The 11885-nt window shown below is 36.0% G+C and carries 15 protein-coding genes; 13 read left to right on the forward strand and 2 right to left on the reverse strand.

From position 1 onward, the window contains the following. Positions 1–15 precede the first annotated feature (15 nt). The 12 genes from BK580_RS10515 (at position 16) to BK580_RS10565 (ending at position 9144) form a co-directional block, all read left to right on the forward strand. The gene (locus BK580_RS10515; protein ID WP_078380275.1) at positions 16–1134 is read left to right on the forward strand and encodes a conserved virulence factor C family protein; all 1119 of its coding nucleotides are present in this window, start codon (positions 16–18) and stop codon (positions 1132–1134) included. A 15-nt stretch (positions 1135–1149) separates the two neighbouring features. Beyond that, positions 1150–1587, forward strand: coding sequence for a BrxA/BrxB family bacilliredoxin (locus tag BK580_RS10520; RefSeq protein ID WP_078380276.1), 438 nt, complete (start codon positions 1150–1152; stop codon positions 1585–1587). 391 nt (positions 1588–1978) lie between these two features. Further along, a complete protein-coding gene (locus tag BK580_RS10525; protein ID WP_078380277.1) occupies positions 1979–2758 on the forward strand; it encodes a class I SAM-dependent methyltransferase in 780 nt (259 codons plus the stop codon). A gap of 56 nt (positions 2759–2814) precedes the next feature. Then, a complete protein-coding gene (locus BK580_RS23320; protein ID WP_139364874.1) occupies positions 2815–2946 on the forward strand; it encodes a YuzL family protein in 132 nt (43 codons plus the stop codon). A 412-nt stretch (positions 2947–3358) separates the two neighbouring features. Continuing rightward, positions 3359–3949 (forward strand): YpjP family protein, encoded by a 591-nt coding sequence (locus BK580_RS10530; RefSeq protein ID WP_078380278.1) that lies wholly within the window; start codon positions 3359–3361, stop codon positions 3947–3949. A 21-nt stretch (positions 3950–3970) separates the two neighbouring features. Beyond that, positions 3971–4501 carry a phosphatidylglycerophosphatase A family protein gene (locus BK580_RS10535; protein WP_078380279.1) on the forward strand — a complete coding sequence of 177 codons (531 nt, stop codon included), beginning with the start codon at positions 3971–3973 and terminating at the stop codon, positions 4499–4501. A 313-nt stretch (positions 4502–4814) separates the two neighbouring features. Continuing rightward, positions 4815–5570 (forward strand): anthrax toxin lethal factor-related metalloendopeptidase, encoded by a 756-nt coding sequence (locus BK580_RS10540; RefSeq protein ID WP_078380280.1) that lies wholly within the window; start codon positions 4815–4817, stop codon positions 5568–5570. Positions 5571–5673: 103 nt separating this feature from the next. Next, complete coding sequence (locus BK580_RS10545; protein ID WP_078380281.1) at positions 5674–6468, forward strand: thymidylate synthase; 795 nt, start codon at positions 5674–5676, stop codon at positions 6466–6468. Beyond that, positions 6465–6947, forward strand: a complete 483-nt coding sequence (locus BK580_RS10550; protein ID WP_078380282.1) for a dihydrofolate reductase — start codon at positions 6465–6467, stop codon at positions 6945–6947. The genes BK580_RS10545 and BK580_RS10550 overlap by 4 nt, the downstream gene beginning before the upstream one ends. Before the next feature lie 31 nt (positions 6948–6978). Then, positions 6979–7689 (forward strand): lysophospholipid acyltransferase family protein, encoded by a 711-nt coding sequence (locus BK580_RS10555; protein WP_078380283.1) that lies wholly within the window; start codon positions 6979–6981, stop codon positions 7687–7689. A 182-nt stretch (positions 7690–7871) separates the two neighbouring features. Then, complete coding sequence (locus BK580_RS10560; RefSeq protein WP_078380284.1) at positions 7872–8123, forward strand: DUF2535 family protein; 252 nt, start codon at positions 7872–7874, stop codon at positions 8121–8123. Between the two features lie 178 nt (positions 8124–8301). After that, positions 8302–9144: a DegV family protein gene (locus tag BK580_RS10565; protein WP_078380285.1), complete on the forward strand. Its 843-nt coding sequence runs from the start codon at positions 8302–8304 to the stop codon at positions 9142–9144. Between the two features lie 48 nt (positions 9145–9192). On the opposite strand, the gene BK580_RS10570 is transcribed toward BK580_RS10565, so the two are convergent. Both BK580_RS10570 and BK580_RS10575 read right to left on the reverse strand, forming a co-directional pair. Further along, positions 9193–9708: a PCYCGC motif-containing (lipo)protein gene (locus BK580_RS10570; protein WP_078380286.1), complete on the reverse strand. Its 516-nt coding sequence runs from the start codon at positions 9706–9708 to the stop codon at positions 9193–9195. A 131-nt stretch (positions 9709–9839) separates the two neighbouring features. Next, positions 9840–10100, reverse strand: a complete 261-nt coding sequence (locus BK580_RS10575) for a hypothetical protein (RefSeq protein WP_235864031.1) — start codon at positions 10098–10100, stop codon at positions 9840–9842. Positions 10101–10394: 294 nt separating this feature from the next. Here BK580_RS10575 and BK580_RS10580 point away from each other — a divergent pair, with 294 nt between their 5' ends. Continuing rightward, the gene (locus BK580_RS10580; RefSeq protein WP_078380288.1) at positions 10395–11879 is read left to right on the forward strand and encodes a spore germination protein; all 1485 of its coding nucleotides are present in this window, start codon (positions 10395–10397) and stop codon (positions 11877–11879) included. The last annotated feature ends 6 nt before the right edge of the window (positions 11880–11885 follow it).

The following is an 11885-nucleotide window of genomic DNA, read 5'->3' on the forward strand; positions in this document are numbered from 1 at the left end:
AGGGAGTGATTTCTCGTGAGAATTAAAGCAATAGAACCTACTCCGAGTCCAAATACGATGAAAGTTATCTTAGCTGAGGAATTACCAGCTGGTGCTCGTAATAATTATACAGCAGAAAATAGTTCACAAGCCCCGGAAATCATTCAGTCTATATTAACGATTGAAGGTGTGAAAGGTGTTTATCATGTGGCAGACTTTCTCGCGGTAGAGCGTAATGCAAGATACGATTGGAAAACTATTTTAGCAGAGGTACGAAGCGCATTCGGTGAAACAGAAGAAGACAAGGACAACACTGGTGAAAATCCTCTAAGCGGTTATGGAGAGATAAAAGTTTTTGTACAATTGTTCCAAGGCATTCCTATGCAAGTTAAACTAACCGATGGAGAACAAGAAAAACGTGTCGGTTTACCTGAGCGATTTATGAACGCCGTTTTAACGGCACAAAACAATCAAGACAATGTTGTGTTAGAGCGTGAGTGGAAAGAACATGGTGTTCGTTACGGTGATCTCGAGGCAGTTGGTATCGAGATTGTAGATGAAATAGCAGCAACATACAGTGAAGAGAGATTGCAAACCATGGCAAAGCATTCTGTTAGTGGCGAGAAAAATGTAATCAAGCAAAAACAGCGATATAAAGTAACATTAGAGATGCTAGATGATCCTGACTGGTCGAAACGATTTGCTGCATTAGACCAAATGAATCCGACAGAAGAAGACATACCAGTATTAGCAAAAGCACTTGAAGATGAGAAAGGTTCGATTCGTCGTTTAGCAACAGTGTACTTTGGGATGCTAGAAGATGCAGATATCTTACCTTATCTATATACTGCCTTAAAGGATAAATCCGTCACAGTAAGAAGAACAGCCGGTGATTGCCTCTCTGACTTAGGGAATGAAGCGGCAGTTCCAGCCATGATAGCAGCCTTAAAGGATAAGAATAAGTTAGTTCGCTGGAGAGCTGCAATGTTTTTATATGAGGTTGGAGATGAGACGGCGTTACCAGCCTTACATGAAGCGGAAAATGACTCGGAATTTGAAGTAGACATGCAAGTGAAAATGGCAATTCACCGTATTGAAGGTGGAGAAGAAGCAAAAGGGTCCGTTTGGAAGCAAATGACCGAACGAAACAAATAAAAGGAGGACACTATAATGTCAATGGCTTATGAAGAATACATGAAACAAATGGTAAAACCAATGAGAGCTGAGTTAACGAGAGCAGGGTTCCAAGAGCTAACAACAACTGAAGAGGTCGAAGGTTTTTTTGATAAGGTTGAAGGAACTAGCCTAGTAGTCGTTAACTCTGTATGTGGATGTGCAGCTGGATTAGCACGCCCTGCAGCAACACAGGCAGTAATTCAATCAGACAGCAGACCAGATCATCTTATCACAGTGTTTGCAGGCCAAGATAAAGAAGCTACTACAAAAATGAGAGAAATATTCGGTGACATCCCACCTTCCTCGCCTTCCATGGCAGTATTAAAGGGAAAAGAAGTCGTTCATTTCATCCATCGTCATGATATTGAATCAAACTCAATGGAAAACATTATGAATAATTTGACAGAAGCTTTTAATCAGCACTGTAAATAAAAAAAAGGGAAGTGTAGTTTTTCACACTTCCCTTTTTAAATGCCATCTTAAAACCCATTGCTAATTTCTCACGATCCCAAACAGTTGTTTAAAGATAACACTGCATTCACAAGATACGCACCTATGCAAAGAAAAGAAAAATAGCACTATGGATAATGAAAAAGTGGACCGTCAAGTATCCCCGTTTCCCTTGATGATTGGAGTGCAAGGCGTGAGACTCCTGCGGGAGGAAGGGACAAGGGAGACCCCGAAGGCGAATTTGCCGAGGAGGCTCCCGGACCGCCCGCGATCGCTGCCACCTGGCACGGAGATCAAAAGGGTGTTTAATGTGCTATCTTTATTTTCAAGTTAGCCATTGAACAGAACGAAGCAAGCACAAGGAGATAAAATTATGATTGTAACAACAGCTGGAAGAACAAACCAAGAAATGATAGCACTTGCCCATCAAGTAGCAAAGGACTTGCAACTTCCATACATACAGCGAAACAAAAAATCAATTCTACATTTACAAACAGAACACAAAAAAGAAATACTGGTTATTGGAAAAGATCGATTCGAATGGTACCGACTAGGTCAAGATCAACCTCTATTCTTTCACCCCAATAGTGCAGCTTTCCGTGCAAAAAGATGGCTAGCTGGCGAGATTGAACCATTTCTGCAAGCAACACAATTAAAACAAGGAATGAGCTTTTTGGATGGTACGTTAGGACTAGCTTCTGACAGTATTATGGCAAGCCTTGCAACTGGTGTAAGTGGCAAAGTAACAGCTATTGAGGCAAATAAAATGCTTGCTTATCTTGTGAAAACAGGACTGCACGCTTGGGAAATGAAAAACGAAGAAACAGAAGAGGCGATGAAACGAATCGAAGTAATACAAGGGAACCATCATGATATCTTACACACACTCCCTGACAACAGCTATGATGTTGTTTACTTTGATCCCATGTTTGAACAACAAATAGAGGAATCAACAGGAATTCATACTTTAAGAAGTGTGGCATATTACAATGATTTATCAGAGAATACACTTCAACAGGCATTAAGAGTAGCGAAGCAAAGAGTAGTGTTGAAGGACCATTGGCAGAGTCAGCGTTTTGAACGATTTGGATTTATAGTGATGAAACGAAAAACATCGAAATTTCATTATGGTTATTTGGAAAAAAACATTTAATTTGGGACATCCTAAAGTTGAAGAAGTTAGCATTTTCTAATGGGAGGTCTTATAAAGTGAGTGGAAAAAGAAAGAAACCAGGTAATGTAGGCTTATCGTCGCCTCAAGTAGAGGGTCAAGGAACTACCAACACGGAAATCGATGGTAAATCTTTATCTTCTAGTAGAAAGAGTAGTAAACGCAACTAAAAAAAGAAACTCGTGTTGGTATTACCACACGAGTTTCTTTTTTTAGTCTACAAGACACAAATAAGTTAAGTACCCTAAAGTAACAAAGCAACTTACAACGATTAAAACCTCAGCCATTTATAATACCTCCATTATGTACTCATATTACTAAATATTTAGGAAGAGCGTTAGTAATGTTTTCTTATAATAACGCTTTTCTTTAATATTAACAAAAAAAGCTAAATAAATGAACAAAAAAATATTATTAGGAAAAGGTGTTTAAAAAAGGAATGAAATTTGCTACGAATTACCGGATGATTTTAAAGTAGAATCACAAAAACAAACACAAATTAATATAATTTTCTTACATTTATGATATACTAGATTTACTCCTTATATTTAATGAATATACATAAGAGAAAGGGAGATTACCATGCCGAAATGGTTAAAGAAATCATTAGTCGTCTTAATTACAGCACTGACATTCGGTACTGTTTCACCTCCTGCCTATTTAATAGCTGACGACAAATCCGATGATTCTAAATTTAGTAATATATCAAGTAAAGAGAATAATAGATTTGCTCCAGAACTCTATCATCCATTTGATTCTCAATTTTCAAAAGAACAATTTCTGGCATTAGCTGTGGAACAAGCAGAACTACAGAGTTTTGCCAAATTTGGATCACGAATTGGACCAAAAATACAAGATGAATTTAAAGATGTAATCCTTCCGAAGATGGAAGAAGTAATTAATGACCTTGCTCAACAACACCCAGAAGAAGAGCTAAGTAATTTAACTATATCTGAATCGCCTTCAGGTGGTAATGGTGAGAAAATTTTTCATATTTATAATGAAGTAACAGGACAAGATATTATTCGTTTCCACGTCAGAAAAGACAACCCGCCAAAAGAAGGGTACTGGTTTAATTTTCATTATCATACTTACCATGATGAATTTCAAGAGCATCATACTATAGGGTCTATCTTTTGGGCCAAAAACATGCCGCCTAAATGGTTAAGCTAAGAGAGAAAATGAGGGGTAATGATGAGAAAATACACACTACAACAAATGAGAGAAACAGCAAAGAAAATGTTAGAGGATCGTGGTGTCACAATTAAAGATATAGCAGAAATCGTTTTGCTTCTGCAAAAAAGATATATTGTGGATGTAACCTTAGAGGATTGCATTCATAATGTTGAAAAAGTTTTAGAAAAAAGGGAAATAGTTCACGCAGTATTAACGGGCGTATCCTTAGATATATTGGCAGAAAAGAAACTCCTGCCTGAACCTTTACAATACTTAGTAGAAACGGATGAACCATTATATGGGATTGATGAAATAATTCCACTTTCTATTGTAAATGTATATGGTTCGATCGGCTTGACGAATTTCGGCTTTCTCGATAAAGAAAAATTCGGGATTATTAAACGTTTAGATGAGCATGAAGGTGAGGAAGTTCACACTTTTATGGATGATATAGTCTGTGCACTAGCAGCAGCGGCAGCAAGTAGAATTGCTCACAGAACGAGAGATATTGAAGAAGCAGCGTTAAATGAGGAAGAGATAATTGTATAAAGAACACTGTAGATGACTTTCCGTTATTACTTCGGAAGGTTCTTTTTTTTGCAGAATAAGAAAGAAAAAAATAATTCATTGCCTATGTGTTTACTAAAGGGAGTTACGTAAAGACTCACTGCTGAACTCAGTTCACACTATCATTAAAAATTGGAAATATTTTATTACCTTTTTTTAATAATATTAAACTTTCCTTACGAAAATAACATTTCAATTAAATAGATTGGTGGTATAATAAATTTATATTATCAGACAAAATGAATTTTCGAATAATTAACAACGTAGAATATCCAACAAGAGAAGGAGCAGGAAGATGAATCGTCGAATTTTAGCTATCATAATTTTATTAGTTTTTACAATTATTCCTGTTTATTGGAAAGCCTATGCAAGCTTAGATGCTATATCGCTAAAAGCCTATTATTCTCCTTCTCTTGATAATCATCTAAAGGAATTACCTAACAGAGAAATCATGAATGAGTTAGTGTATCTACCTTCAAGTAAGTTTTCTGAAAAAGAGGCAGCCTTAATGATTCAGCGAGTTTCCAATATTCCTACTAATATCTTAGATGTACTTGTGCACCAAAATGTCCACCTTTACCTCTTTAATGGGAAGTTAACAGACGTTCAAGGGTTCGAACATTTACATGGGTCAAAACCAAGAGGATATAGTAACAATGGAGTAAATTGGGAAGAAGTACCAGGGATTGGTGGCTCAAAGCTTGTATTAGCGAAGATTGGCCATAGTAATAAAGGGATGGGGCACGGTTCCATAAATTTAGAAATACATGAGCTTGCACATTCAGTGGACCGATATGTATTAGGCAATGTCCGTTTAAATCAATCCTTTTTAAATGTTTGGAAAGAGGAAGCATCGCTTTTGTTCCCGGAGAAAAATTATTTTCTCCATTTTCCAGAAGAGTATTTTGCTGAAACCTTTGCTATGTATTATTTAAACGAGAAAACAAGGTTTGAACTCGCTATGAACGCGCCAAAAACCTTTTTGTTCATACAAAATATAGAGACGTTGCCGATCACAAATGAATTCATCGTATCAGGAAACCACCATTAAGCATTTCATCCTATATGAAATGCTTTTTTTCTGTCTAGCGATTTATCCTACACGAAGTATGGTAAAATAAAATGGTTGATTTTAGCCTAAGAGGTGAGGAAAAGTGAAGCAATATTTAGAACTTTGTAGTCATATTTTACATAATGGAACAAAAAAGGAAGATAGAACAGGTACAGGTACGATTAGTACATTCGGCTACCAAATGCGTTTTGACCTAGCGGAAGGATTCCCATTAGTAACGACAAAAAAGCTGCATTTAAAATCGATTGTTCATGAATTGTTATGGTTCTTAAGCGGAGATACCAATGTTAAGTACTTGCAAGAAAACGGGGTACGCATATGGAATGAGTGGGCGGATGAAAATGGCGATTTAGGACCAGTTTATGGTTACCAATGGCGATCTTGGCCAACAGCAGACGGCAAAAGTATCGACCAAATTACGAATTTAATTGACCAAATTAAGCAAAATCCAGATTCGAGAAGATTAATTGTTTCTGCTTGGAATGTAGCAAATGTTGATTCAATGGCTCTCCCTCCATGTCATACGATGTTTCAATTTTACGTTGCAGATGGGAAACTGTCATGTCAGCTTTATCAGCGTTCAGCCGATGTATTCCTAGGGGTTCCATTTAATATCCCATCTTATGCATTGTTAACGATGATGGTTGCACAAGTATGTGACTTAGAACCTGGTGAATTTATCCATACTTTAGGAGATGCACATATATATTCTAATCATATCGAACAAGTTAAAATGCAGCTTGAACGAACACCAAAAGCACTACCTAAAATGGTGATTAACAAGGAAGTAAAATCAATATTTGATTTCAAATATGAAGATTTTAATTTAGTAGGCTATGATCCTCATCCCCATATTAAAGGGGTTGTAAGTGTATGATATCCATGATTGTTGCAACAGATAAAAATGGTTTAATCGGAAAAGATAATGATATGCCATGGAGGCTTCCTGCTGATTTAGCTTATTTTAAGCAGGTTACAACAGGTTCAACAGTTATAATGGGAAGAAATACATTTGAGTCGATTGGAAAGCCGTTGCCTAATAGAAAGAATATCATCCTTTCAAGAGATAGCAATCTGCAAATTGAAGGCTGTGAAACATTGTCTTCAATAACGGAAGTGGAAAAAATGGCGAAACTAGATGAGGAAATTTTCATAGTTGGCGGAGCTAATATTTATAAACAATTATTACCGATTACGGAAACACTTTATCTTACGTTTATAGATGAAGAGTTCGAGGGTGATACTTTTTTCCCTAAAATAGACACCAAAGAATGGGAATTGATATCTAATGAAAAAGGTGTCAAAGATGAGAAGAACCCGTATGACTATTACTTCAAAGTGTATAAAAGAAAGTAAAAGGAATGTACTTGATTAGGGAGAGAACAAGATGTTGCGAACTATTTGGTGGTTTATTTACTTTTTTGGTTATTTGATTTATAGCTTACCAACGATAAAAAAAGTAAATAAGTTAGATCCATCAATGCCTGTAGAAAAACGAGATATTATTATCCATGAAAAACCAAAAACATGGGCAAAGAATTTAGTTAACATTACTGGATCTGAAATTAAAGTTATCGGGGAAGAAAAAATTCCGAAAGGACCAGTATTGTTCGTAAGTAATCATCAAGGAAATTTTGATGTTCCAATACTAATTGGCTTCCTGAAAAAACCAGTAGGATTTATTTCAAAAGTGGAAGTACAGAAGATTCCATTCGTTTCAAAATGGATGGTGGCTATGAATTGTGTATTCATTGATCGTAGAGATAGAAGAAAGGCTATTCAATCAATTAGAGAAGGTGTCTCGAGATTGAAAGAAGGACATTCCCTTGTGATTTTTCCAGAAGGGACAAGAAGTAAAGGGAATTCTATGGGAGAATTTAAGAAAGGTGGCTTGAGACTTGCTACTGAAAGTAAAGTTCCAGTAGTTCCAGTGACAATCTCTGGTTCCTATAAAATCATGGAACGTAGCAAAGTAAGCTTTAAGGCAGCTAGAGTAACAGTCACAATAAATGATCCTATCTATTTACCTAAAGATGAAAAAGTTGATGGCACTGAATTAGGGAAATTAGTACAGGCTAAAATTCAAGAACACTTATAATGAAGTCACAACTTGGGTTATATAGTGAGCTGCACTGACTAACTCTCGACAATTCTAACTTTATCCTTAAAAAACTATCGAAATTAGTTGAAAGATGTTTTATTTTGTCACACTAAATAGTAACACTTGTAAGAAAATTTAGGTTATAATATAACAAACGGGTGAAAAAGAGGATTGATATTTTGCTATGGAAAAGCCTAGAGTTCACGATTGAAAAGGGACAGAAGGTAAAAGTCATTGAAATTCCAGTATTGGAGGACGATAGCACATATCACTTTATGGTTCGTGTAAGGCTACAATCATTTATAGCAAAAATACTTTCAGAAAAAGAACCGAAGCAAGTATATTCATTTCGGGAATACCTTCAAAAAGTATTAAAGTGGCCAGACTATTGTAATGTTATAAAATCAGATATCCTAAAAAATAATGCTTGAAGAAAGCAATATGCTATAATATGAAGACAGGGATAATATCCCTGTTATTTTTTTTGTCTAAAATGCGAAGATTTATCTAGAACGCGCTAGAAATGTCGAAATCTAAGATAATTTTGTTTTAACAAGCTTAAATTGTAGGTATAATAAAGCATAAGGCTATATTTGGGGAAGTGAATTCATGACAAATGTAAAAATAGTGACGGATTCTACAATCGATATTGATCAATCCATCATTGATAATCTAAACATTGAAGTTGTACCATTATCCATCATCATTGATGGGCATTCATACATAGACAGGTTTGGGATAAAGCCTGATGAATTTATGAATAAAATGAAAGTCTCAAAAGAGTTACCTAAAAGTTCTCAACCTGCAGTTGGAACATTTGTAGAAGTGTATAATCGTTTAGGAGCAGATGGGAGCAAAGTTCTATCCATCCATATGACTGGTGGAATGAGTGGAACAGTTTCTTCTGCAGAAAGCGCTTCTAATATGTCGGATTCTGATGTAACGGTTGTCGATTCTCGCTTTATATCTTTTGCTTTATCATTTCAAGTGGTAGAAGCTGCAAAGATGGCGAAAGAAGGAAAAACAATCGAGGAGATCTTAGTAAGACTAGATGAGGTACAAAAACATACCAACTTGTATCTTATGGTTGATACATTAGAAAACTTGGTTAAGGGTGGAAGAATTGGAAGGGGCAAGGCATTGATTGGTTCCCTATTAAATATTAAACCAATTGCGTCACTTGCTGATGGTGTTTATACTCCAGTAAATAAAGTGAGAAGCCACTCACAAGTTATTAAATTCTACACAAAACAATTTAAAGAAGATATAGCAGGGAAAAAGGTAAAAGGTGTAGGAATCGCACATGCAGGCTGCATAAAATTAGCCCAAACATTAAAAGATGCTATACAAGAGGTTTCTGGTTTCGAGGATACTCAAATTTCTTTTACAACTCCAGTTATCTCCACACATACTGGACCAGGTGCACTTGCTTTAATGTATCACGCAGAATAATAAGAAAAGCTAAGGGGGGTTCCCTTAGCTTTTCTTATTGATATTTACTTAATTAGTTTTTGGCATTGGAGTTGGGGTCGGTGTTGCATAGCCTTCTTTATAGGTCTCATCAATCATATCGCGGATTTCAATGATTGATTTTCCTTTACTGTATTCTACAATGGATGATGCAGCAATTTCTAAACATACCCCGCACCTTGTTCCGTGATCATCCCAATCAATAGAGCCGTCTTCATGAACCTCATGGACAAAGCATTGATAACTGCTTTTGTGACCCGCTGAAGTACCACAACCACAATAACAAGGAATCTGTTCTAATACCTCTTGATGTTGTGCTGCTGCAGAATAAATAATTGTCATATCTTCAGGCTTATCATCTAAAAAAGATGGTAGTTCTTCAACAGAAGCAGTTTTCTCTCTAAGATCACCTTGATAGAAAGAAGGTTTATTGTGTTGGTGGGATCCTTCCTCATGTGATTGCTCCGTACTATTTGACTCCGAGTTATTGGAACAAGCAGCAAGAAGAAATAAAAGTGCGCTTAGTATAAATACCGTTTTTTTCATGATTAATACACCTCGTTCACATAAACTATTCCATTTTACTATATCATAACAAAGAACTATGAAATATTAACATCTTTGTGAACGAAGCTTTTAACCTTTCATTTTGACTATTTAAACTTTGTCAAGCATTTTTACCAGAACAATAGTCCACCTAATACAATTCCAGTTACGAATGCTAAAGGAACGGCGATAGGACTATACCCACCATACCCTCCATAATACCCTCCGAAAAATCCCATTCCAAATCCGCCTAAATTTTTTCCTCTTGGTTGAATATATACATGAGTGGGAGAAACTCTTACAATTCTTCCACTATGATTTGAGCCATCTCTACATTTAAGTGTTACAACTTGACCGTGATAACGCTGACACTGATGATAAAATTGTGACATGTTCATCCTCCTATCGATTTTATACATAATAGACTATTCTACTTATAACTAGGTTGCTTGTACGTTTGTCTTGGTTTGTCTGACAGGAAATTAAATGCTCATAAAAAGAAAGTGATTTATTGACCAGAAAAATATTATGTAAATTAAAAAGCATTCAATTTTGAGAACAAACTGTATATGACAGAGATAGAGAATAAGAGTATAAATTAGAGGCATCTTTTAAAGAAGATGCTTTTTTCATAAATTTGTTTGATTAGGTAATCCTATCAATAAGAGTGTTGGAGAGAGAAAGGAATGTTCGAAGTGGATGGCAACAATCAACTATCAAATCTAGAAATAGAGGAGATTAAGAACTATTTCTCGCAAAAACTACATCACAGTCCGGATCTATACTTTTATGAACTTCCCATAAAAGAGTCCGTCTTGATTTTTGTTTATATGAAGAATTTAATCGATGATTCCTCATTTAATCAGTTTATCCTTTCACCAGCTTTAAAGTTAGCCAGAGAGATTGAGCTTCATGCAAAAGAGCTTAGAAATAACCTTTTAACATCAAATAGCTTACTTAGCAATGATGGTGAAGAGATTACAAAAAAGTTACTAGAAGGCTTTATATACATCTATATACAAAAAGGTGAAACGGGAGTTCTTGCGAATGCTTCCAAAAAGACGGAGCGAGGGCTGGAAAAAGCGGAAACGGAATCTTTAGTATTTGGTCCGAAGATAGCTTTTACTGAATCTTTAAATACCAATATCAGTATTGTTCGCCAAAATATACTGACAGAAGAACTTTGTGCCGACAAATTAACGGTGGGAAAGCGTAATGAAACGGAGATCAGATTAGTTTATTTAAAAGGCTTAGCTGATGAGGACTCTGTCGAATATATTAAAGAGAAGATAAATAATCTTGAAGTAAATGAAATTTTGGATACATCTGTCTTAGCGCAATTAATTGAAGACAATAGTTATACTCTGTTTCCACAATATCTTCAAACAGAATTACCAGATCGAGTTACATACAGTTTAGAAAAAGGTATGATTGCTGTATTTGTCGACAGAAGTCCAATGGTACTTCTCGGTCCAGTTTCATTCTTCCACTTTTTTGAGTCTACAGAAGATGTCTATATGCGGTGGAATATGGGTAGCTTTATTCGTTTCCTACGCTATTTGACGATGTTCTTATCCATCTTACTAACTCCCGCATATGTGGCTGTGATTACGTACCATTATGAAATGATCCCCTCAACTTTAATTGTATCGCTTGGAGAATCGAGATCTAAGGTTCCATTTTCACCAATTTTCGAAGCCTTTCTACTTGAAATTATGATTGAATTATTAAGAGAAGCAGGAGCAAGGCTTCCAACAAAAGTCGGTCAAACAATGGGTATCGTAGGCGGTATTGTATTAGGACAAGCTGCCGTAGAAGCAGGGTTCACAAGCAATATTCTAATTATTGTTGTTGCACTGAGTGCATTAGGTTCATTTACAGCGCCTAGTTATTTAATGGGGACTGCTATCAGGGTTACTCGCTTTCCCATTCTCGTTCTAGGAGGGATGTGGGGAGGTATTGGAATAGCAATTGGATTATGTTTCTTACTTATTCATTTAATTAAACTTACCAGCGCAGGGAGACCGTATTTACAACCAATCTATCCGCTTGAATTAAGGAAGGTAAAAAATACTGTCATCAGGTTACCAATTGAATTGATAAAAACAAATCCGGAGAAAAAGGGCTTTTTCTCTTTTAATGAAAAATATGCGAAAGATATAGATGAGTAGGATGGT

This window comes from Sutcliffiella halmapala (assembly GCF_002019665.1).
In the GTDB taxonomy this organism is placed as follows: Bacteria; Bacillota; Bacilli; order Bacillales; family Bacillaceae_I; genus Sutcliffiella_A; species Sutcliffiella_A halmapala.

Bases quoted from the DNA above. Each gene is read 5' to 3' on its own strand.
- BK580_RS10520 (WP_078380276.1), top strand. From the start codon at position 1,150: ATGTCAATGGCTTATGAAGAATACATGAAACAAATGGTAAAACCAATG.
- BK580_RS10525 (WP_078380277.1), top strand. From the start codon at position 1,979: ATGATTGTAACAACAGCTGGAAGAACAAACCAAGAAATGATAGCACTT.
- BK580_RS10530 (WP_078380278.1), top strand. From the start codon at position 3,359: ATGCCGAAATGGTTAAAGAAATCATTAGTCGTCTTAATTACAGCACTG.
- BK580_RS10535 (WP_078380279.1), top strand. From the start codon at position 3,971: ATGAGAAAATACACACTACAACAAATGAGAGAAACAGCAAAGAAAATG.
- BK580_RS10540 (WP_078380280.1), top strand. From the start codon at position 4,815: ATGAATCGTCGAATTTTAGCTATCATAATTTTATTAGTTTTTACAATT.
- BK580_RS10550 (WP_078380282.1), top strand. From the start codon at position 6,465: ATGATATCCATGATTGTTGCAACAGATAAAAATGGTTTAATCGGAAAA.
- BK580_RS10555 (WP_078380283.1), top strand. From the start codon at position 6,979: ATGTTGCGAACTATTTGGTGGTTTATTTACTTTTTTGGTTATTTGATT.
- BK580_RS10565 (WP_078380285.1), top strand. From the start codon at position 8,302: ATGACAAATGTAAAAATAGTGACGGATTCTACAATCGATATTGATCAA.
- BK580_RS10570 (WP_078380286.1), bottom strand. From the start codon at position 9,708: ATGAAAAAAACGGTATTTATACTAAGCGCACTTTTATTTCTTCTTGCT.
- BK580_RS10575 (WP_235864031.1), bottom strand. From the start codon at position 10,100: ATGTCACAATTTTATCATCAGTGTCAGCGTTATCACGGTCAAGTTGTA.
- BK580_RS10580 (WP_078380288.1), top strand. From the start codon at position 10,395: ATGTTCGAAGTGGATGGCAACAATCAACTATCAAATCTAGAAATAGAG.